The sequence below is a fragment of the Thalassotalea ponticola genome (genome assembly GCF_041379045.1).
Taxonomy (GTDB): domain Bacteria; phylum Pseudomonadota; class Gammaproteobacteria; order Enterobacterales; family Alteromonadaceae; genus Thalassotalea_A; species Thalassotalea_A ponticola.
Map to the genome: position 1 here is coordinate 2,383,991 of NZ_CP166871.1, position 21,678 is coordinate 2,405,668.

A 21,678-nucleotide genomic window follows, 5' to 3' on the forward strand; every position below is an offset into this window, starting at 1 on the left:
TAAATCACCTAGGACCCTAGATATGAACCACTATATGCCAACACTACCAAAGATGATTGCCACATGCCGTCGAGCGCTTATCATTGTGTTAACCGCTCTTGTAACAACGGGTGTCAGCTACGCCCAAGACGCCAATACAACCGATGCTGATGATAAAATCAAAAACACTACCATCACCATCAACCTTGATGAAAATAATTGTGTCATTGAGCCGTTAGCCATTTATCCTGATAATTGCGCGGCAAAATTTGGCAGTGAAAACAATCCGTGTCAAGATAAAAAAGACTGTATCTGTTCGAAAAAGGACAAGCACATTACTTGGCTGACATCGCCGAGTCAGGAGTTTGAAGTGCAATTTACCGCATCGGATAATGCCGATAGAAAAACGCCGTTCAAAGACGACTGTTCGCTAAAAGCTGATGGCGACGGTAATGTTGATTGCAAAGTCAAACACAAAGGCACGTTCGTCTACGATATTGCTGTAAAAGCTTGTGAAGGCTCTAGTTACGATCCGGTAATTATTATTCAGTAATATCGGCGTTTAGCTGACGTAACAAACGTTGTCGCTCGGCCGGGGTGTGATCAACGCACCCACGTGCAATGCGCACGGCCTGAGCGAATCGTTGCCTTCCTAAGATATGGACAATTTGCGTTAAAAACGCTTGTTCTAGGGCAAAGGTCTTAGCAAAAAATGAGATAGCGTGATGCACATCTGGGTAACGTACGCCATCAAAAGTGAACGCTTGGCTGATATCGTCAATGTGCAGTTCCTGGGCGTCGACAACGAGCGACCAGCCTTGAAAATTAAGCCGCTGTTTTGCAACTTCAAACACAAACCAAGCGCTCTTGGCAAATCCTGCAAAATTGCCCCCTTCAAACTCAGCCTCCGCCAACTCTTGTTGGGTCCAATTTTGACCGATCGCCAAGTGCTTTTGATAGCGGCTCAACAACGCCTGTTTGACCTCGTCTCGAACATCAAAGATAGTCGATTTTGACGAGGCTTTGGCGAAGCTTACGCATTCGTGGCAAGCGTTTAACGAGATCAACGGATGCGCGTTATCTACCAGCATAGAGTGAGCGTGTGGAAAGCAAAATTCTAGCGCACTAGGCTCTCCACAAAACCAACACGTATGGCGATAATTAAAAGGTACCTCTATGGCTTGATAGTCCATTATCTTTGCTCCGCTTAGCGCACTTATTTACTTGCTTGAGTAACGGCTACGCTTTTTCGGCTTGGTTGCTTTTTTACTGGTTTTAGCCGGTGTTTTTTTCGATACAGCTCTATTTTTTAGTTGCTGAGCTTGGTAACGATTTTTACCCGTTTTTGCGTTATCTGCTGGTGCACTTGCCTCATTGGCGGTAGCATCAAATTGATAACCGGGTAACTGAACCTTGGTAATCTTTTGACCTATGGTCTTCTCTATGTTGGCTAAAAACTTGTTATCTTTTGGCGATAATAACGAGATTGCTGTGCCCGTTTTACCTGCGCGCCCCGTTCGACCAATGCGATGCACATAATCCTCAGGCAAAAATGGCAAGTGATAATTGACCACAAATTGAAGATCGGGAATATCAATACCGCGAGCGGCAACATCGGTAGCAACCATGACTCGGGCTCGACCTTCAACAAAGTCTTGCAACGCTTTATTGCGCGCCCCTTGCGATTTTTCACCGTGACAAAGCACGGTTTTAATACCGTCTAGTTTAAGCTCTTTCGCAATTTGATTGGCACTGTCACGGGTTCCAGCAAACACCATTACCTGTTGCCAATTATTGACCCCAATAAGCTCGGCTAGCATCTCACTTTTGCGCTGCTCTTGCACCGGATAAACAAAGTGGCGTATTTTGGTGTTGGTGGCATTTTGCTTGGCTGTTTCAATCACTCTCGGATTGTGCAGAATCTGCTTGGTCAGCGTTTTTACTTTGTTTGAAAACGTCGCTGAAAACAAGCAAGTTTGGTACTGATGTTTGAGCGTCGCCAACAGCGTTTGAATATCGGTTAAAAACCCCATGTCCAACATCCGATCAGCCTCATCCAAAACGAGGTGCTTCACTTGTGACAAATTAACGTGACGAAGTTGTACGTGTTCCAATAAACGCCCAGGTGTGGCAACCAGTATATCGGCGCCTTCTTTGAGTTTTTTTTCTTGCTTAGCCATACCGGCACCACCGTATACAACGACGGTTTTCAAATGCGTATGACGGCAGTAATTCGTGATGTTTTCGGCCACTTGTTGTGCCAACTCGCGAGTTGGTGTAAGAATCAGCGCCTTAACCACTGGTACGCTTGAGGCTTTGGCCGTTAACAGGTGTTCAATAATTGGCAATGAAAACGCCGCTGTTTTACCCGTCCCCGTTTCTGCACTAACCAGCACATCTTGACCACTGCGAACCGCAGGAATAGCGCGTTGCTGTACTTTGGTCATGTTTTTGTAGCCGCACTCTTTTACGGCAGCTAACAGGGGCTCTGGTAAACCTATGGTGTCAAAACTCATTGCATTCCTAATTTGTTGTCAAAAATCGGCGCAAGCATAGCAAAGTCAGCGACGATAATAAAATAGTTAACACGTTAATACTGATCACGTTAGCCGCTAGTTGCGGTCAGTGCTGGCTTGTGTGTTGTGCAACGGATTATCTCGTTGCCAAATACCCGGCGTTAAATTCATTTGTTGCTCTTGCTCCGGTGACGCAACAAAGTGAGGTATCTCGCCGCGATCAATATGTTCATTATAGTCTTTTGCCAAGGTTACTAGGGTTTTGGTCATTAACACTATTGCACTGACGTTGATTATCGTCATTAAGGCCACGGCTAAATCGGCAAGCCCTAACACTTCACCTAACGTTGCAATCGAGCCATAGAAAATCATGCTTAAAAAGATCAACAAAAACGCTATTCGCCCCCATTTATTATTCATTTTTAAAAACGGTAAGGCATTTTCAGCATAAGCGTAGTTGGCAACGATTGAGGTGAAACCAAAGAAAAATATCGCCAATGCGATAAAATCGCTGCCCCAGAAACCAACTTGATTTTCTAACGCTTGTTGTGTCAGTTGAATACCAAAGGTTTGACCGAGTTCAATGCCACTGAGTAAAATAATCATCGCCGTACACGTACACAATACGATGGTATCAAAAAACACCCCCGACATTTGCACGTAACCTTGGGAAACAGGGTGTGGAGGGTTTGGCGAGGCTGCCGCGGCGGCGTGCGGCACCGAGCCTAAACCAGCTTCGTTAGAGTACAGACCGCGACGGATGCCTTGCATCATTGCCATACCTAACATACCCGCTCCAGCTTCTTGTAAGCCCAACGCAGAAAAAACAATGTCTTTTAATACCCCTGGAATTTGCTCTAAATTGGTTAAAATTACCCATAGCGCCACTAAAAAATACGCAACGCCCATAAACGGCACCACCATTTCAGAAAAGCTGGCAATTTTTTTCATTCCCCCCATCACAATGATACCGGCCAGGGTGGTAAGTACTACCCCAGTAATAATTGGCTCAATGCCATAGGAGTAATTGAACGCTTCAGCTATGGTGTATGCTTGTGGTGTTGAAAAAACAATGCCGTAGCCAATAAACAGACAAATCGAAAAAACCAATGCCATGGCTGGGCTTTTTAACCCTTTCAACATGTAATAAGCCGGACCACCGCGATAGTTACCTTGTTGGTTCTGTTCTTTATAAAGTTGCGCTAAGGTACTTTCGGCAAATGCTGTTGCCATCCCCAACAGGGCTATTAACCACATCCAAAAAATGGCACCAGGCCCACCAATAGATATCGCAACCGCTACCCCCATCAGATTACCCGTACCGACACGCGCTGCTAACGAGGTACACAGAGCTTGAAATGATGAAATACCGTGACCGTCAGTAACGCGGCTGTTTTTCATCACTTTAAACATATGCGCAAAGTGAAAAAACTGAATGGCTTTCAACTTAAAGGTAAACCAAACACCGGCAATAAGTAGTAGCGGTACCAGTAACTGGCCAAGTAAGCCATTTAATAAATGAAGAAGTTCAGTTAACAAAACAAGCCCTTAATTACACACAAATATGATGCTAATTGTTAGCACGCGTTTAGTCACTATAACTGCTATGACGCAACAGTAAAAGATTAACTATTACACCTTGTACCTAGCAGTTAATAATAGTGAGGGATACGGCAAAATGATATTTTATTGAATTGTTTTTGTGCGTGCACTGTTTTGTTGGGTATTTTTTATCAATTAGCACTATTTTCTTGCAACATTGGTCCTTAATTAATCGCTTGTGTAACCATTCTGGTTCCGCCGTTATCTACTATCGCCTCGCTCCCTCAGTGACGTACATTTTGGCTGTAAAAAGCAACGCGTAAATTGCTATTTTTTTATCGCCATGGCATATCCAAAAACCCAGCTGTAACGCTATAATACGCCCCCTGTTTACTGACTGTTTTATTCTCTTGTTAAAAACAATGTTCGATTCATTACAAAAAAAGCTATTTGCGTTAAAAGAAAATAAAGTGTTTGAGATGGCGGTGGTTGCCGTAATCATCATTTCAGCGTTAGAAATCGGTGCTAAAACATTTGAGCTGCCGGAAGGCGCGATCTCGATGACTCAGCTGCTCGACATTTTTATAACCGTTTTTTTCTTGTTTGAAATTACCATTCGCTTTTTAGCCGATGATAATAAAAAGGCATTTTTCAAAAATGGTTGGAATATATTCGACACGGTAGTGGTCGTTATAAGTCTTATTCCGATTAATGACGCTGAAATGGCCTTACTTGCGCGTTTGGTGAGAGTGTTTAGAGTACTGCGCATGGTATCTGTCGTACCGGAACTTCGGGTACTGATCAATTCCTTACTCAAGGCCTTGCCACAATTGGGTTATGTGTTGTTATTAATGTTTATCATTTTTTACATCTACGCGGCTATCGGCAGCTTTGTCTTTAAAGATATCAACCCGACCTTGTGGGGAGATATTGCTATATCAATGCTAACCCTGTTTCGAATTATGACCTTTGAAGATTGGACTGATATTCAATATGAAACAATGGAGTTTTATCCGTTAAGTTGGATTTACTACTTAAGTTTTATCTTTTTTACGGCCTTTGCTTTTTTAAATATGGTTATAGGCATTGTCGTGAATGTGATGGAAGAGGAGCACGCCAAGGCCAACAAAGAAAAGGCACAACAACAAGGCGAGCCAAGCATTGCCGATTTACACGCCGAAATACACGAGCTAAAAGCCCTGTTAACATTGCACATGAATACTAACACTGGCAACAATGTCGCAACCGAGAAAGTGACAAAGTCGGCTTAAGCCTGTGTTGCGCGGTCGGTATTGCGTATATGTTTTGCGCGCAATGCCGACTGTTCACAACACAATAACCAATTAGCCTCGCTGTACAACCCCGTTGCGCTGGTGGTGCTAGGGTGTCCTATGGCAGAACGGTAGTGGACTAAGCCATTTAGCACTAATTTTAGAGGTGATATAAGTTCCCAAGGGACATAAACCACTGACGACGGCTTTGCTCTTTGAGTCACTTGCCCAAAAATAGCGTCATCCCTGTGTCATTATTCCATCATGTTTTTCGACTGCAAGGATGCAGGAGCTAGAGCAACGCATGGAACAGTTACCGAGGATGGGATTTTTGCCAGTTTTAAGGTGCCTTGTACGGCTGTTTTGTGCCATTCAGAGTAGCTCACATAATTAGAAACAATTCAGCGTCATCCCATCATGTTTTTGGATGGGATCTCCTTCAGTTTCAATGTGTCTTGACCGGCCGTTTTGTGCCATAAGCCGAAGCTAGAAAAAGAGCACCGTCATCCCGTGCTACGACACGGGATCTCCGCATGTTTTGATGTGGCTATGAGGGGCTGCTTTGTGCCAATTACCGCCATAAACTATTACTTCAATAAATTAAAATCGAAATTGAGTTCTATTTAAAGTTTATCGATATTTGGAGCCCAACACCATATATCATCCTCTAGGGTTATAGATGAAAAGGTATAAGGCCAGTTTAAATTTGGAACTAACAAACTCGTTATTAAAATTTGCTCGCCTGTTTTTAATATAAGCACCGCATAACTATATGCTTGCCAAGGAAAACACTGTGGTGAGTTGTTCTTTTGGGCAGTATTTAAAACTATCCGTACATTATTTATATCCGAATGTTTAATTATCCGCTCTGAATTTCTAGATTTATATCGTATTTCTTTATTCTTTTTATCGAAAGAAACCTCTTTCCCGCGACTTAGTAGTGTGTATCTGATATGGATAATTGAATGGGGAATAAAGACGACAAAAAAAATTATTAACGCTGCATTGACACCAAATCCAAAGCTCTGTTCGCCGAACTCTGATACAAAAAGATAGGGGGTACAAAGTGCAATACCTAAAATGATAAAGATAGGCCAAGCTTGTATGAAGTGACTTTTAATGCTTAGGCTGAATTTTTTCATTTTAATTTATTATCGTTCTCGTCTAACGGCTGTAAATCGCTCACAGCAGCCCCTCACGACTATCAATTATCCAATAACTTATGTTATTTCTGACTGCGTCACAAATATGCCAGCAATAGACCGTGAGCTTTGGCTAATATAACAGCACTTGAAGTGCTAGCTCATAAATTCATGTCTAAGATGTCGGTAGCAAATTCATTATTCTGCTCTGACTCGAATTCTCTCAACGTTGGCGTATTGCGTTACCACCGGCTTTTCTGATAATGCAAATTCAATAACTACATACTGGTTGCGATGTTTTTGCGCTGACTTGGTGTAAACCCACTTCTGGATCCCAAGTATGGTTGTGGCATCAAAAAGGCCATCGAGATCTGAAGCAACAACTTGAATATCTGACACATTTCCATCTTTTTCTATACTGAAATTAACCAATACACTGCCTTCTAAGCCGTTTTTGATAGCGTACTTAGGATACACAGGCAATGCCCTTTTCACGACCGACACATCAGTAACATCGCCGCCAAAGGTGTTAAATGACAATAAACTGAGCATAAGTACAATTCCAACAGGAACTGCTCGCAAGGCATGAGTGAGCGCATTCAAAAAGTTAATAGGTGGTCTTATCATAGTGTTTTCCTTTTTTGTTTTTATAGGTGGTGATTCAATACCTGCGGCACTTTAGTTAACAAAGGATAGCAATATTCGTTCTGCTGCCAAATGAAGGTATCTGTACTGAAATAGTCATTTTTCAAACATTATAAAAGGCTGTAGGTCGCTCACAGAAAACGTTAAAGACTACATCTTATTCAATAACTTACGCCACATTACAAACAAACGCAAACGAATCAGAATCGGGCGTTTAACATACATATTTGGCTAAAATCGTATTTGAGTAACAAGTTTCAGTTGTCTTAACTCTAAGCGACAGGCCATATCGATTTTAAACGTAGCAAAACCTTTCCCTCTAGTTAAACTCATGCATGAGTCAAACATACTCATTATGGTCTATTAATTGCAAGAATAGCTTTAAATAAGTAAAAACAGCCACGAAATAGGACCATTATGCAAAAAATTAAAACAAATCAGATTCTAATATTTACCCTCAGTGTTTTACTTCTAAGCAGTGCTATATCTTACCTTGCTTACAATGCTGACAACTTAAATATTAGCTTTCTAGCGGTATTCACTCCGAGTTTGGTCGCACTTATACTAACCGTGGTGAATAATGGTAAAAATGGGGCTAAATCACTATTCATTAGTCAATTAACTAAGCGCTTTGACTTCAAGTGGCTGTTTTTTGCAATGTTGCTCTTTCCGTTTCTAGGAGGCTTAGCAATTATTATCCATAACCTTTTCGGTGGACCTGAGTTATCCTTGCGCACAACACAATTGTTCCCCCAACTCATCGTTATCTTGTTAATTTCACTAGGAGAAGAATTTGGTTGGCGTGGCTTCTTGCAGCCAAAATTGCAAAAACACGTTTCAGTGCTAACCGCCAGCTTAATCGTCGGAAGTGTATGGGCTATTTGGCATTACCCCGCCGCGTTAATTGGTACGGGAGTACCTCAAGACATGTCTTTTTTTACGTTCGCCATTTGGGTCTTGCTTGCAAGCATCGTTATTGGCTGGTTGTACAATAAAACAGGTAGCGTGTTAATCGCTATTATCATGCATAGCATGGCAAATATAACGTTTAATTATTTGCCTCTATTACCTGAATTTACTAATCAAATAACCACTTTTTATATATTTATGATTTGCGTCGCCGTACTGACAGTTCCATTTTTACCAGCCATTAACCGAAAATCAGTAGATGTGTTTTCTAAATAATAATTGCCCAAAAACAAGCTAGAAGTTAGATCCAGTGCTTAGAGCTGTAACTCCTTGGTTAAAGCCTTAAGCACGGTTTGTTAAAATCACAGTTAACATCCGCAAAGCCATTTGATTACAGCGTTTTGCTTAGATAATAACGCTTACCTGCTAACGGGTAGTCGTGCTGCGTACATTGCACTTGGTAACCGTTTTTTTGGTACAGTGGCTTGGCTTGAAAATCTAAGGTGTCAACAAATGCGAACTGGCACTGGCGTTGTTTGGCTTGCTCTTCGATAGCGACAAGCAATTGCTGACCAATGCCCTTACCGCGCAGACTATCAGCTACCCAAAGGCGCTCTATATGCAGCCAATGGCCAAATGTAACCCCTGATACGCCGGCTAAAATTTGCCCCTGCTGATCTCGATAGGTAAGTGCTAAGGGCTGTTTAGTAACCGTCCAATGCTGGTGATTAAATTCGACGATTTTTTTGCTCAAAAAAGATGCGACTTCAGCTTGTCGCGTCGTTTCAACGGTGATTTTCATTACTTACTCTTCAAAAACACAGGCACTCTTTGATACCGACAACATGCCCCAATACATTGGCTTTAACTTTTGCGTTAATGGCCGTCTTCGTTCACACAGGGACAGGCCTCGGTATCTAACGCACTCTAGCCGATTTTTGCATGCGTTCGCAATAGCGATAACAATTGTCGTCGCTGTTGCGATACACGAGGTGCTGCGTGTCACAAAAATTTGAGTCTTTTAAAAACGTATAGTTGAATAATACAGAGCAACAGTAATATCCCGCTAAAGATATAAAATGCCTGCCCATGTTCTACGCCGGGCATGCCGCCAATATTGATACCAAACAAGCCGGTTAAAAACCCAAGGGGTAAAAAGATCGCGGCAATGATCGATAGTAGATAGGTGTTTCGATTCATCAACGCTGCGTTTATTTGCTCGATATGTCGATTTAATACTTCTATTTGCGCTAAGTAAAAATCGATGGTTTCCACTAAACGACTAAGAAAGTCGAGTTGGTTGGCGCGATTGACTAATAAATTAGAAAAGCTGTTTAGTTCGACTTTTGTAAACGCTGTTAACGCATATGCTTGTGGTTTCAAAAAACGATTTAAGCGCAGTAACTTTTGTTGCATTTCATTCAGTGCGATCGAGTCGCGATGATCTAAGCCATTATCGTCGATATGGTCGATAAACGTCTCAACATCGGTTAAAAATGCGTCGATACGAATATTGAGTTGATTGATAATTTCGAGTAATAAATGCTCAATATCTTGCGGGCCGCGTCCGACCTCTAGTTGGGCAATGACCGCATCAATCGCCTTAGAGTTTTGCACGCTGCAGCTAATCAACTGCTTAGGAGTGTAGATAAAGCGTATTGTTAGCATGTCATCTGGGGTTTTGCCCTGATTCAAGTTCACGCCGCGTAAATTTAATACAAAACTGTCATCGCAAATCATTTGAAATCGCGGACGGGTATCATTGGCAACAACCGATTCGATAACCGAATCTGAAAAGCCGCGCTCGCTTAGCCAGTTGGCAAACTCAGGCGCTGAACGATCGGCATGAACCCAATCACACGTTTTCGCTTGCGCCGAATTCAACTCTACCCGGTGTGACTGTTCACCACCAACCATCCAACTCGTTGTAATGAAGGTACTCATTTATAATCCCAACTTGCAACGCCACCTTTTGTGTTAAGTGACATTTATTAATTGATATAAAAACCAATATAACACAGGCTATTAGATTGAAAATCTAAGATTTTATTAAACTTGATGAGACGCGCGTTACCGCAACCGATAAGAGGCTGTAAAGGTAAGCAAATTAAATCTCAAGTAAGACAAGTTAGCGATGTAAATACCGTATGGCGTCTACATCGCTACTTTGAACAAAGTATGGATTAGAAAGTGTTGTTAACCATTGGACGCAACAAAGGCATTTGCAGCATCGATATAGAAGTGCTCGCCTATTGCTTGACGACCCAATAGCATCAGGTAAGTCATATCTGAGCGATCGGTTAAGGTGATTTCTATATTCCAGTGATATTGACCTAACACCGCAGGGGTTTTTATCACATAGCGTTGCTCACTGATGCCATTAGACGACTTCACCTTTCGCACATCGTGAAGTAACGCTTGGCAACGAACAACTTTGTCAACATCGTGTATTTCAGGGTGTAAATCAAAAGCCACCCCCGGTTTTTGATCAATTTTGATGCGTTCAATATTGTCGACGTGTAGCGACGACGTTTGCGCTCCCGAATCAACGCGAACGGTGAGCTGTTGTATTCCCAAATCGGGTAAATCAATATTTTCGATATGGCCAATAATGATTCTGTCCATCACAGTAATGCCTCATTGTCTTGTATTTTTTCTACTAATTGTTCTTCTATTGATTCAATGTGCTCGGCAATCTCTTCATCGTCCTCTTTAAAATAGGCAATGTGATACATTGCTTCGCCTTCTTGCACCAAAGGAATATTTTGCTTGCCTATGATTACACCGCCCTTGTTAGCGGTAACCTCACCCAACGGTTCACCATATGGGCTACCGATATCAGCGAGAATTTGTCCTTTTTTAACCTGATCACCTAACTTAAAATGATGTGAGACAATACCGCTTGCGCTTGCCCTCACCCAACCGCTGTTATTGGCAATAAAATAATTAACCGCTTTTTTTCGAACCCGCCGTTTGGGCATCATTTTTAAATGACGTAATACATTGACCACACCGCGAATACCAGCACGGATAGAAAACTCATCAAGGCGTAACGCTTCTCCAGCCTCGTACAGCAATACTCGAGTATCATTAGCAACCGCAGATTGGCGTAGTGAGCCGTCTAATACATTTGAATTTAAAATAACTGGTACGCCAAATTCCTTGGCCAGTTCCAGAGTTTCATCATCACTCAGATCGGCTCGTATTTGTGGCAGATTAGAGCGATGAATAGCGCCGGTGTGTAAATCGATGCCGTAGTCGCAATGTTGGACAATTTCGGTGAGAAAAATATTGGCAACACGTCCCGCTAACGATCCTTTCGCAGAGCCGGGAAAACAGCGATTTAAATCGCGTCTATCGGGCATATAACGGCTTAAGTTAACCACACCGTAAACATTGACCATAGGAACAGCGATCAAGGTTCCCGCAGTAATTTTAAAGCCTTTTAAATTAATCAATCGGCGAATAATTTCAATACCATTAAGCTCGTCACCGTGCACCGCCGCACTGACAAACATAGTTGGTCCATCTCTTCTCCCCCTAACGATGTATACGGGTAAGTGCACATCAGCATCGGTATACAACTTCGCTACCGGCAGTTCAATTTTTTTTGTCTCACCCGGTAAAATAGTGTGTTCACCAATTTTTAACGCTTTCATCTGGCCACCTGCCACAATCGGTTATGCGACTAACCTTTGCCCTTTGTTTTATTTGCATTGAACTTAGCATTTTTTTCAATAAATTCAATAAGCTTACTGGCAACATCAAACCCAGTTGCGGTTTCAATACCTTCTAGCCCAGGAGATGAATTTACCTCCATTACCATGGGACCGCTGTTCGAGCGAAGTAAGTCAACACCACAAAAGTTTAAGCCCATGACCTTAGCGGCATTTACCGCTGTTTCTCGCTCTTGTTTGGTTAATTTAATAATTTCAGCGCTACCGCCGCGATGCAAATTGGAGCGAAATTCACCTTCTGCACCTTGTCGTTTCATTGCTGCCACCACTCTACCGCCAACAACGAGACAACGAATATCAGCACCACCTGCCTCTTTAACAAATTCTTGCACCAAAATATTCGCTTTTAAGCCCATAAAGGCTTCGATAATACTCTCCGCTGCTTTATTGGTATCCGCCAATACCACGCCAATGCCTTGCGTCCCTTCAAGTAGCTTAATAACCACCGGCGCACCACCAACGTTTTTAATTAAATCTTTGATTTTATCTGGTTTACAAGCAAACCCCGTTCGTGGCAGACCGATGCCCTTTCGCGATAATAGCTGTAATGAACGCAGTTTGTCACGTGAACGACTGATCGCCACCGATTCATTAACATTAAACGTGCCCATCATTTCAAATTGACGCGCAACGGCGGTGCCGTAAAAGGTAATTGAAGCACCAATACGCGGAATGATGGCGTCGTACAATGGCAGTTCTTGGCCGTGATAACGCACAGTCGGTCGGCTACTGGTGATATCCATATAGCAATGAAGTGTGTCGATTACATCCACCTCGTGACCTCGTTCTAATCCCGCTTCTTTTAGTCGGCGAGTTGAATATAAATTTTCATTTCTGGATAGAATGGCAATTTTCATTTGGTTTCCTTTTGTTAACAGCCGGGAAAGTATCAAAAAAATAATCAATAGAAAACAATAATTTGTCTTTTATATAACGAGCACTGCTTTGCTAAAGTCTAGTTGATAATTGAACAGCTTTGATGGAAACTGCACAAATTTGTTGAGTAAATATATGAACCCGATAATCAGCCGTTGATTATCGAATGATATGTATCAATAGATTGCATCAATTGTCGCTGCCAGAAGCTCATCCGCGCCATTCTACACTAGCAAAGTAAAGCTTTTATTCGCTAGCCCTACACACAGATAGAGCACTTGAATATCAATAAGCCATCGCGTGGTAAATGACGGTTTGCCGGTCATAGCAGATCAAACAATGTGATAAGACAACATATCGCTAACCGACCTTATTTGTTAGCGTGACTACATCACTCATATCCGACTGGATTTATTTTTATAAATGCGAAGAGTAGCAAGTGGTGAGATAAATAACAACGAGACCTTTATAAGATCTCGTTTGAGATAAAGAGGAAAAAGGTAAAAAGGTGTTCTATACCGAAGGCACTAGTGTTGGTGACCACCAACTCCATGAGCATGACCGTGACTGATTTCACTTTCTTCGGCCTCGCGTACATCGATGACGTCAATGTCGAATTCTAAGGTTTTACCAGCAAATGGGTGATTGGTATCCACAGTGATCATAAAGCGGCCCACTTTAACAACCGTTACTTGGCGTTGCCCCTGATCGGTATTAACGATGGCAACCATGCCTGGCTTCCACTTACTCGCACCTTGTAAGTGTTTAACCGGCACGCGTTGCTCTGCGCCTGCAACGTATTCACCGTAGCCGTCTTGCGGTGCAACTGTTACGCTGAAACTGTCGCCTTTTTGCTTACCCATCAGCGCGTTTTCAACGCCGACAATCATATTGCTATGACCAACTAGAATCGCTATCGGGTCGCTTGCCCGAGAGTCTTCAACCGTGTTGCCTTTGTCGTCCTTTAGCACGTAGTGAAATTGTACTACCGTATTTTTATCTATTTTCATGGATGTTAAGCCTAATTATTGATTAAATATCTATGTGTTTAACTTTAGTCGATTTATTGAGTAAGGCAGAAAAAAGCGGCGCAACAACACCTTCTTGGCCGGTGGTCAAAAAAACGTCCTCATCATCATGGCTTTGCTCGTCAACAAGACCAGATTGCAACAAGCGAGTTTCTACTTGACGGGCCACGGCCTCAGACGTATCAAAAATATCGACGCCTGCCGGCAATAACCGAGAAATTTGTTGTCTAACAAAGGGATAATGGGTACAACCGAGTACCAAGCCGTCAATGTTACACTCGGTGACTTGGCTGACAAAACCGGCTAACAGGTGATTAAGTTGCTCGCTATTGTGTGGGAGTGTTTCAATGGCTTCGACCAAACCTCGGCAAGCAACTGTGTGAAAGTCAACTTGCTGTTTGTACTTCGACATTAAGTTATTAAAGCTTGGGCTCGCTAGTGTAGCGCGCGTTGCAAATACGCCGACGTGTCCCGTTTTGCTGGCTAATGCCGCTGGCTTTACCGCTGGCTCAACACCGATAATCGGTAACTCAAACTCGTCGCGTAAGCGGCTAATCACCGACACCGTTGCCGTATTACAGGCGACGACGATAGCCTTTGCACCTTGTTGTTGCATAAAGCGACAAATAACTCGACAGCGCTGTAAAATATAATCCAGTGACTTTTCACCATATGGGGCATGCGCATTGTCGCCAATATAAACAAGCCGCTCATTGGCGAGGCGCTGTGTAATTCCTTGATAAATAGACAAGCCCCCCACGCCAGAATCAAAGATACCAATGCGATTAGTAAAGTTGTATTGGGTTGCTATCGTGTTAGCCGCAGATATCGATGCCAAAATAAGTAAGGGTCTGGAAATAAAAACAATTATAAACTGACACAGATTGCCAATGCCAGAGAAAAACGCCTCAACTGGACACTCCAATCGAGGCGCTGTGACATGTGGTTGTCAATTCATTAGAGCGCTTTAATAATTTGCTCAACGCTGTCTTTTGCATCACCGAATAACATATCGGTATTATCTTTAAAAAACAAAGGGTTTTGCACACCGGCATAGCCGGTATTCATTGAACGCTTAAACACCACCACTTGTTTTGCATGCCAAACCTCACATACCGGCATACCAGCAATTGGGCTACTTGGATCTTCGCTTGCGGCTGGATTTACGGTGTCATTGGCACCAATGACTAACACGACATCGGTATCGGCGAAATCTTCGTTGATTTCTTCCATACCAAGTACAATGTCATAAGGCACTTTTGCTTCGGCTAACAGCACGTTCATATGTCCCGGTAAACGGCCAGCCACCGGATGAATGGCAAAGCGCACTTGCACCCCTTTTTTCTGCAGCGCTCGCGTTAACTCATACACTGGATATTGAGCTTGCGCCACTGCCATGCCGTAACCTGGGGTAATAATAACCGACTTAGCGTCAGCTAATAATTCAGCCGTCGCCTCGGCACTAATTTCGCGATGTTCGCCATAATCAACATCACTTGCGGCCTGGGTGTCATTGCCAAAACCACCAGCGATCACACTAACAAATGAGCGGTTCATCGCTTTACACATAATGTACGATAAAATAGCACCCGAGCTACCGACTAAGGCACCGGTGATAATAAGTAAATCGTTGCCCAACATAAAACCAGCAGATGCGGCAGCCCATCCAGAGTATGAGTTCAACATAGACACGACCACCGGCATATCAGCGCCGCCTATTGATGCAACTAAGTGATAACCAAAGACGAAGGCGATTAAAGTCATAATCATTAAGGGCATGAGCACGCCACCTGCCGCTACAAATTGCACCATTAAATAGACCGACACCAACACCATAATTAAGTTGAGCTTATGCCGATGTGGCAGCATTAGTGCTGCGCTGTTAACCAACCCTCGCAATTTGGCAAAAGCGACCACCGAACCGGTAAACGTCACCGCGCCAATAAATACACCTAAGAAAATTTCGACATTGTGAATAGTCAACGCACTGCCGGTTATCGTTGGGTCGTGCGCTAAATAACTGTTGAAGCCAACAAATACCGCGGCTAAACCGACAAAACTATGCAAGATAGCCACTAATTCTGGCATCTCTGTCATTTCGACTCGTTTGGCTAGAATGAGTCCAACAATGCCACCTAGCGCCATACACGCGACAATAATACCAACTGCGCCAACGCTGGGGCTGGCAATGGTCGCAATCAATGCGATTGTCATACCAATAATGCCATACCAATTGCCCGCTTGCGCGGTTTCTTGCTTGCTTAAACCGGCAAGCGATAAAATAAATAACACCGCGGCAATGACGTATGCTGCGCTAATCATCCCTTCAGTCATTGTCATTCACCTCTTTACGGAACATCTTTAACATTCTTTTTGTCACCAAAAAACCGCCAGCTATATTGATAGATGCAATTAATACTGCAACGCCTGCCAATATTTGCACCACCGCATTATCGCTGCCTACCTGTAATAAAGCGCCAACAATAATAATCCCTGATATGGCATTAGTTACGCTCATAAGAGGGGTATGTAGAGCGTGGGTAACATTCCACACCAAGTGATAACCAACCACACAGGCCAATACAAAAACGGTAAAGTGAGACAAAAATTCACTAGGTGCAACGCTGGCTATCCAAACAAAAGCAAGCGCGGCTAAGACCATTGAGATATATTTTAACGCTCCTGATTTTTTTACTTCAGGTGGCGCTTGTTGATCACTTACCTGTACTTTTTTGGGCTGAGTTGGTGTGGCTGATACTTTGATTGGCGGTGGCGGGAACGTGACTTTGCCATCTTTTACCACCGTCATATTGCGAATCACTTGGTCGTTGAAATCAATGTCGATTTGACCATTTTTTTCCTTACACAATAACTTGAGTAAGTTGACTAAATTGTTGGCATACAACTGACTTGCTTGGTTTGGTAAGCGAGAGACTAAATCGGTATAGCCAATTATTTTTACTTGATTGACCTCAGTAACTTCGCCGGCTTTGGTAAGCTCACAATTTCCGCCGCCAGGCGCTGCTAAGTCAACAATAACAGATCCGGGTTTCATTAAACCCACCATATCTTCTAAGATTAATTTGGGTGCGGGTTTACCGGGGATCATTGCGGTAGTAATAATGATATCGACATCTTTGGCTTGCTCTCGAAACAAGGCCATTTCAGCATCGATAAAGGCTTGACTCATTTCTTTGGCATAGCCGTCACCTGAGCCGGCTTCTTCTTCAAAATCGAGCTCTAAAAATTGCGCCCCCATACTCTCTATTTGCTCTTTAACTTCTGGACGGGTATCAAACGCGCGAACGATGGCGCCTAAACTTCCCGCTGTCCCTATGGCGGCAAGACCAGCGACGCCTGCACCGATAATCAACACTTTAGCAGGAGGAATTTTACCGGCAGCCGTAATTTGCCCTGTTAAAAAACGACCAAAGTGATGGGTTGCTTCAACGACAGCTCGGTAACCGGCAATGTTCGCCATTGAACTCAACGCATCCATCGACTGCGAACGAGTCATTCGCGGCACCATTTCCATTGCCAAAGTATTAATATTTTTTTGCTTTAACGCCTCTAACAGTGCATCGTTTTGTGCTGGTGCAATAAAGCTAATCAAATTAGCGCCATCTTTGAGTAGGTCAACCTCATCCATGGTTGGTTGATTGACCTTAAGCACAATATCCGCCTGCCACGCTGAGTCTCGGTCGCTGATCACTGCTCCCGCTTGCTGGTACGCATCATCGTTAAAGCTGGCCTTATCCCCTGCTGCCGCTTCGACTATCACATCGAAACCTAACTTTATTAAACTTTGAATCGACGCAGGAGATGCTGACACTCGGTTTTCACCGTTGAGCGACTCCTTTACAATGCCTATTTGCATATCATCAACCTTTTCTTTGTTCACCTGTTATCAGGTTACGTTGTTATTATTCGTACAAACAACATGCATACAGTCTTTGAGTTATCCTTGCGAGCATCGGTAACAAGCTTTTGCCTCCAATGCGAACACTGTAATTACAGTGCATAGATCCTACTATTCGCATTTGATAACTAATCAATAAATGGCGATATAACAAAACCTTATAACGTTTAATTCGAACAAAAACCAACATGTCGTGTATTATTTGTAACACCTTTTTGAGTAAAAAAGAATCAAACCAGTTAACTTTTACAAATATACAAAGGGGTAATTAAAATGAGCGATGTCGCGGTGGTGTTTAAAGTTGCTAGCAATGTGCAAAAAAATGAAATATCTGCATGTTAATTATGGAAAAATTTGGTAAGTTAGTTGTACAATAAAATAACAACTCGGATCTGTCGGCATGGAAAAAAGTGGTGTGGCGCTTATTTAAACTGGTAAATATCGCCGGTGATACACCTCTCTATTAAAGGCTGGGCACTGCCGTCATTTTAACGGCATCACGTATAACATTTTTAAAACGAGCTATGAAAAAGATAATCCTACTGATCAGCGTGTTACTCAATCCCATATCGCTCAGTGTAGCTGCGCCCAAATTAAGTCATGACAGTATCAATCACATAGCTCAGCAATTTATCGAATATCACCGCACTGAAAATCCCGATTTATTAAAAAATGTTATGGCCAAAAACGTGCAAGTAACCGTCAGTCAAGGCTCAAATGGTTACGGCATGGTACTGCAATACTCTCGTCAAGAGTATGTTGATTACCTGCAACAAGGGCATCGCAGCAAAGTGCGAGTAGGCACAGATGTCGCCCTGTTATCGTCAGAGCTTATCGGTTCGTCGTCGGCAAAAATAGTGATTCGCTACCGTTCCAAAACGCTGAATAAATACGTGTGGATGGAAGGTATTATTGATGTCGTTAATGGCGCACCGAAAATAACCAGTATCGATGAATACACCTAACCAGGTACATACAAACCAGTAGCTGCGGTCAACTGGCTTTTAATCGTTCGCGAATAGTTTGCACAATCACGTAACACACGGGAATAAGCAACGTCCCGATCACTAGCGCCATCGTCATACCACCAAAAATAGTAATACCCAACGATTTTTGACTAAACATACCTGCCCCTGTTGCGACAACTAACGGAATAATACCGACGATAAAAGACACTCCTGTCATACATACCGCTCGAAACCTTAGTATTGCCGCTTGATAGCCAGCGTCACTAATCCTCTCGCCCTGTTCCCTTAAGTTCTTTGCAAATTCAACGATAAGGATTGCATTTTTAGCCGCCATGCCAATTAGCAAGATCAAGCCTATTTGGGCAAACAGGTTTAGCGATATCCCCGTTGCATTAAGACTGACTAATGCCCCAAAAACCGCAACTGGGACGACTAAAATAATGGCCACGGGTATTGACCAACTCTCATACTGACCAACCAAAAATAGATAAATAAACACCAAAGCTAGGGAATACGCATAAATTGCCATATTGCCCGCTTCGATTTCTTGGTAGGTCATGCCGGTCCACTCATATTGAAAGTTTTGCGGCAATATTTGATTGGCGATTTGCTCCATTGCCGCGATACCGTCGCCGGAGCTATATCCGGGCGCGGTTGAGGCGCGAATGCTTAGCGAGCTAAATTGATTATAACGCTCACTGATATCGGGTCCGTGGACACTGTCGATATCGGCAATGGTCGACAAGGAAATCATTTGCCCACTCGCATTTCTCACGTAGAGGTTACCGATGTCAAAAATTTCCGCCCGACTTGCAGACTTGGCTTGCATGATCACTTTATAAGTTTGGCCAAATTTATAAAAATCATTGATGTACATTGAGCCCAATTGCGATTGCAGTGTCGTAAAGACTTCACTCAATGGAATGCCTAATGTTTTGGCTTTGACTCGGTCAACATCTACCAAATACTGAGGCACATTGGCGCGAAAGGTGCTGTACACATTGGTTAGTGCAGGATGCTGATTTGCCTCAACGACAAAGGTATTAAGCACTTGAGATAATTCACTATCCGATGCGCCAAGTTTATCTTGTAAAATAAACTCTAAACCGCCAACCGCCCCCATACCGGGTACCGCTGGTGGTGGTATAGCAAACACCTGGGCCTCTGGCACTTCCATAAAAGCCAAGTAATTTACTTTTTGGGTGATCGCAAATACGATATCTTGGCGTTCAACCCGCTCATCCCAATGTTTTAATACGATGAACATTGAGCCGGCATTATTTTGCGCAGCACCGGATAAAATACTGTACCCAGCGGCGTAGGTAATACTTTCGACACGTGAATCTTGCTGTATTTGCTTGGTTAGCTTATCGAGCACTTCTTGGGTGCGTTTAAGAGAGCTCGCATCGGGCAATTGTACACTGACAATAAACACCCCTTTGTCCTCGGCCGGCACAAAACCGGTAGGTGTTTTTAAGAAACTCCACCCCAACAATGCAAACGTTATCGCCATCAACACACTCACGAGCAAGGTTTTGCGAATAAAAAACGCAACGCCTTTGCCATACCTATCTCGTATCCGATCAAAAAGGCGATTGAATTTTTGATACCAACTCGCCGAATTTTCACTGCGCTTTAACAGTAACTTACACAGCGCTGGTGATAATGTCAGTGCGTTTAACGAACTAAAAAGTACCGCTACACAAATGGTCAGTGCAAACTGGCGATACATAATACCGGTCAACCCCGGTAGCATCGCCACCGGAACAAAAACCGCCAACAACACTAATGTGGTAGCCACAATTGGCCCCGATACCTCTTCCATAGTACGAGTAACCGCCAACTCTGGGGTCATCGCCTCGCCGCCTTCATCTAAGTGACGTTCGGTATTTTCCACCACCAAAATGGCGTCGTCGACGACCACCCCTATGGCTAAAATCAACCCGAACAAGGTAACGGTATTGATGGTCATTCCAACCACAAGCATGACCGCTAATGTCGCAATAAGCGAAACGGGAATAGCAATCGAAGGAATCAGCGCCGCTCGCGCACTCCCCAAAAAAATGAAGGTGATAATAATTACGAGCGCAATGGCTTGGACAAGAGATATCACCACTTTACTGATCGACGTTGACACATAGCGCGTGGTGTCGTAACCAATAGAGTAATCAAGCCCTTGAGGAAACGTCTGTGCCATTTGCGCCATCATCTGCTTAACATTACTGCCTGTTTCAAGGGCATTTGCCCCTGGTAGAAGGTATAAGGCAACCGTGCTTGCGGGGTGCCCATCGACTGCGGTATAGATGTTGTAGTCTGCTTGACCTAGTTCGATATCTGCGACGTCTTTTAACGTGACCAAGGCTCCGTCATTTTCAGCGCGCAAGATGATGTTCTCGTAATCGCTCACCTCACTGAGTTTGCCCTTAACGGTAAGCGTATACGTTGTTTTAACGTTGTTATCTGACGGTGGGGCGCCCACCTTACCAGCGGCTACCTGCACATTTTGTTCATTTAACGCTGCTTTTATATCACTTGGGGTCACTTTTAAGGCGGCCATCTTCAGCGGGTCTAACCAAATGCGCATCGAATAAGCCGCTTCGCCCAAAATCATCGCTTCGGATATTCCATCAACCCGTTTCATTGCACTGAGTAGGTTAATTTTTACATAGTTAGAAATAAACGCGCGGTCAAACTCATCGTTTTGTGCATACAAGTTAACCAAAAACAGCATGTCTGGTGATTGTTTCTTTACTGAAACTCCTGTTAGACGGACGTCTTGAGGAAGTTTTGGCTCCGCCATTGCTACCAGATTTTGCACCCTAACTTGCGCCATATCTGCGTCGGTGCCTGTGGCAAAGGTCACCGTCAGTCGATAACTACCGTCATTGGCGCTTTTTGATTGCATGTAAATCATCCCTTCAACACCATTGACCGCTTCTTCAATCGGTTGTGCGATAGCTTGTTTGACAACGTTTGAGGATGCACCTGTGTAGTTGGCACTGACCACCACTTGTGGCGGTGCGACATTGGGGTATTCTGAGACGGGCAAGTTGATACCTGCGATAATGCCACACAACGTCAACACGACCGCAATAACCAGAGCCAGTTTAGGACGTTGAATAAAGGTCTTGCTAAACATAATCGCC

19 protein-coding genes are annotated in these 21,678 nt (G+C 43.4%); 4 read left to right on the forward strand and 15 right to left on the reverse strand.

All coding sequences use genetic code 11. The annotated features are described in order from the left end of the window. The first annotated feature begins 22 nt into the window (after positions 1-22). Entirely contained in the window at positions 23-532 is a 510-nt protein-coding gene (locus tag ACAY30_RS10315) for a hypothetical protein (protein ID WP_290252103.1), read from the forward strand. Here the strand turns inward: ACAY30_RS10315 and ACAY30_RS10320 are convergent. The 3 genes from ACAY30_RS10320 to ACAY30_RS10330 all read right to left on the reverse strand — a co-directional run bounded on the left by ACAY30_RS10320 (position 522) and on the right by ACAY30_RS10330 (position 4,034). Beyond that, entirely contained in the window at positions 522-1,172 is a 651-nt protein-coding gene (locus ACAY30_RS10320) for a hypothetical protein (protein WP_290252102.1), read from the reverse strand. The genes ACAY30_RS10315 and ACAY30_RS10320 overlap by 11 nt on opposite strands. A 27-nt stretch (positions 1,173-1,199) precedes the next feature. Continuing rightward, positions 1,200-2,495, reverse strand: coding sequence for a DEAD/DEAH box helicase (locus ACAY30_RS10325; RefSeq protein WP_290252101.1), 1,296 nt, complete (start codon positions 2,493-2,495; stop codon positions 1,200-1,202). 96 nt (positions 2,496-2,591) lie between these two features. Beyond that, entirely contained in the window at positions 2,592-4,034 is a 1,443-nt protein-coding gene (locus ACAY30_RS10330) for a sodium:alanine symporter family protein (protein WP_290252100.1), read from the reverse strand. A 425-nt stretch (positions 4,035-4,459) separates the two neighbouring features. On the opposite strand from ACAY30_RS10330, the gene ACAY30_RS10335 reads away from it, so the two are divergent. After that, positions 4,460-5,308, forward strand: coding sequence for an ion transporter (locus ACAY30_RS10335; protein WP_290252099.1), 849 nt, complete (start codon positions 4,460-4,462; stop codon positions 5,306-5,308). Positions 5,309-5,931: 623 nt separating this feature from the next. Here the strand turns inward: ACAY30_RS10335 and ACAY30_RS10340 are convergent. Further along, the gene (locus tag ACAY30_RS10340) at positions 5,932-6,450 is read right to left on the reverse strand and encodes a hypothetical protein (RefSeq protein ID WP_290252098.1); all 519 of its coding nucleotides are present in this window, start codon (positions 6,448-6,450) and stop codon (positions 5,932-5,934) included. Between the two features lie 198 nt (positions 6,451-6,648). Further along, positions 6,649-7,077, reverse strand: coding sequence for an energy transducer TonB (locus ACAY30_RS10345; protein WP_290252097.1), 429 nt, complete (start codon positions 7,075-7,077; stop codon positions 6,649-6,651). Positions 7,078-7,512: 435 nt separating this feature from the next. On the opposite strand from ACAY30_RS10345, the gene ACAY30_RS10350 reads away from it, so the two are divergent. Beyond that, complete coding sequence (locus ACAY30_RS10350; RefSeq protein ID WP_290252096.1) at positions 7,513-8,280, forward strand: CPBP family intramembrane glutamic endopeptidase; 768 nt, start codon at positions 7,513-7,515, stop codon at positions 8,278-8,280. 115 nt (positions 8,281-8,395) lie between these two features. Here ACAY30_RS10350 and ACAY30_RS10355 read toward each other — a convergent pair whose 3' ends face one another. The 9 genes from ACAY30_RS10355 to ACAY30_RS10395 all read right to left on the reverse strand — a co-directional run bounded on the left by ACAY30_RS10355 (position 8,396) and on the right by ACAY30_RS10395 (position 17,522). Continuing rightward, positions 8,396-8,806 carry an N-acetyltransferase gene (locus ACAY30_RS10355; RefSeq protein WP_290252095.1) on the reverse strand — a complete coding sequence of 137 codons (411 nt, stop codon included), beginning with the start codon at positions 8,804-8,806 and terminating at the stop codon, positions 8,396-8,398. Between the two features lie 200 nt (positions 8,807-9,006). Beyond that, positions 9,007-9,948, reverse strand: a complete 942-nt coding sequence (locus tag ACAY30_RS10360) for a CorA family divalent cation transporter (RefSeq protein ID WP_290252094.1) — start codon at positions 9,946-9,948, stop codon at positions 9,007-9,009. A gap of 252 nt (positions 9,949-10,200) precedes the next feature. Beyond that, the gene (locus ACAY30_RS10365; protein ID WP_371189884.1) at positions 10,201-10,629 is read right to left on the reverse strand and encodes an ATP-dependent zinc protease; all 429 of its coding nucleotides are present in this window, start codon (positions 10,627-10,629) and stop codon (positions 10,201-10,203) included. Next, a complete protein-coding gene (locus tag ACAY30_RS10370) occupies positions 10,629-11,663 on the reverse strand; it encodes a succinylglutamate desuccinylase/aspartoacylase family protein (RefSeq protein WP_290252092.1) in 1,035 nt (344 codons plus the stop codon). The genes ACAY30_RS10365 and ACAY30_RS10370 overlap by 1 nt, the downstream gene beginning before the upstream one ends. 29 nt (positions 11,664-11,692) lie before the next feature. After that, the gene (gene rimK, locus ACAY30_RS10375; RefSeq protein WP_290252091.1) at positions 11,693-12,598 is read right to left on the reverse strand and encodes a 30S ribosomal protein S6--L-glutamate ligase; all 906 of its coding nucleotides are present in this window, start codon (positions 12,596-12,598) and stop codon (positions 11,693-11,695) included. Positions 12,599-13,144: 546 nt separating this feature from the next. Then, entirely contained in the window at positions 13,145-13,627 is a 483-nt protein-coding gene (locus tag ACAY30_RS10380) for a peptidylprolyl isomerase (protein WP_290252090.1), read from the reverse strand. Positions 13,628-13,649: 22 nt separating this feature from the next. Further along, on the reverse strand, positions 13,650-14,483 hold the full coding sequence (murI, locus tag ACAY30_RS10385; protein ID WP_290252089.1) for a glutamate racemase: 834 nt from the start codon (positions 14,481-14,483) through the stop codon (positions 13,650-13,652). 119 nt (positions 14,484-14,602) lie between these two features. Then, positions 14,603-15,979 (reverse strand): Re/Si-specific NAD(P)(+) transhydrogenase subunit beta, encoded by a 1,377-nt coding sequence (pntB, locus tag ACAY30_RS10390; RefSeq protein WP_290252125.1) that lies wholly within the window; start codon positions 15,977-15,979, stop codon positions 14,603-14,605. After that, positions 15,972-17,522, reverse strand: coding sequence for a Re/Si-specific NAD(P)(+) transhydrogenase subunit alpha (locus ACAY30_RS10395; protein WP_290252088.1), 1,551 nt, complete (start codon positions 17,520-17,522; stop codon positions 15,972-15,974). Before ACAY30_RS10395 ends, pntB begins: the two co-directional genes overlap by 8 nt. Before the next feature lie 566 nt (positions 17,523-18,088). Between ACAY30_RS10395 and ACAY30_RS10400 the strand changes: the two genes are divergently transcribed. Continuing rightward, positions 18,089-18,529 (forward strand): hypothetical protein, encoded by a 441-nt coding sequence (locus ACAY30_RS10400; RefSeq protein ID WP_290252087.1) that lies wholly within the window; start codon positions 18,089-18,091, stop codon positions 18,527-18,529. Positions 18,530-18,557: 28 nt separating this feature from the next. Here the strand turns inward: ACAY30_RS10400 and ACAY30_RS10405 are convergent, their stop codons facing one another. Next, positions 18,558-21,671 (reverse strand): efflux RND transporter permease subunit, encoded by a 3,114-nt coding sequence (locus ACAY30_RS10405; RefSeq protein ID WP_290252086.1) that lies wholly within the window; start codon positions 21,669-21,671, stop codon positions 18,558-18,560. Positions 21,672-21,678 lie beyond the last annotated feature (7 nt).

Bases quoted from the DNA above. Each gene is read 5' to 3' on its own strand.
- ACAY30_RS10350 (WP_290252096.1), top strand. From the start codon at position 7,513: ATGCAAAAAATTAAAACAAATCAGATTCTAATATTTACCCTCAGTGTT.
- ACAY30_RS10345 (WP_290252097.1), bottom strand. From the start codon at position 7,077: ATGATAAGACCACCTATTAACTTTTTGAATGCGCTCACTCATGCCTTG.
- ACAY30_RS10370 (WP_290252092.1), bottom strand. From the start codon at position 11,663: ATGAAAGCGTTAAAAATTGGTGAACACACTATTTTACCGGGTGAGACA.
- ACAY30_RS10400 (WP_290252087.1), top strand. From the start codon at position 18,089: ATGAAAAAGATAATCCTACTGATCAGCGTGTTACTCAATCCCATATCG.
- ACAY30_RS10355 (WP_290252095.1), bottom strand. From the start codon at position 8,806: ATGAAAATCACCGTTGAAACGACGCGACAAGCTGAAGTCGCATCTTTT.
- ACAY30_RS10365 (WP_371189884.1), bottom strand. From the start codon at position 10,629: ATGGACAGAATCATTATTGGCCATATCGAAAATATTGATTTACCCGAT.
- ACAY30_RS10335 (WP_290252099.1), top strand. From the start codon at position 4,460: ATGTTCGATTCATTACAAAAAAAGCTATTTGCGTTAAAAGAAAATAAA.
- ACAY30_RS10405 (WP_290252086.1), bottom strand. From the start codon at position 21,671: ATGTTTAGCAAGACCTTTATTCAACGTCCTAAACTGGCTCTGGTTATT.
- ACAY30_RS10395 (WP_290252088.1), bottom strand. From the start codon at position 17,522: ATGCAAATAGGCATTGTAAAGGAGTCGCTCAACGGTGAAAACCGAGTG.
- ACAY30_RS10315 (WP_290252103.1), top strand. From the start codon at position 23: ATGAACCACTATATGCCAACACTACCAAAGATGATTGCCACATGCCGT.
- rimK (WP_290252091.1), bottom strand. From the start codon at position 12,598: ATGAAAATTGCCATTCTATCCAGAAATGAAAATTTATATTCAACTCGC.
- ACAY30_RS10325 (WP_290252101.1), bottom strand. From the start codon at position 2,495: ATGAGTTTTGACACCATAGGTTTACCAGAGCCCCTGTTAGCTGCCGTA.
- ACAY30_RS10340 (WP_290252098.1), bottom strand. From the start codon at position 6,450: ATGAAAAAATTCAGCCTAAGCATTAAAAGTCACTTCATACAAGCTTGG.
- pntB (WP_290252125.1), bottom strand. From the start codon at position 15,979: ATGACTGAAGGGATGATTAGCGCAGCATACGTCATTGCCGCGGTGTTA.
- ACAY30_RS10360 (WP_290252094.1), bottom strand. From the start codon at position 9,948: ATGAGTACCTTCATTACAACGAGTTGGATGGTTGGTGGTGAACAGTCA.
- ACAY30_RS10320 (WP_290252102.1), bottom strand. From the start codon at position 1,172: ATGGACTATCAAGCCATAGAGGTACCTTTTAATTATCGCCATACGTGT.
- ACAY30_RS10380 (WP_290252090.1), bottom strand. From the start codon at position 13,627: ATGAAAATAGATAAAAATACGGTAGTACAATTTCACTACGTGCTAAAG.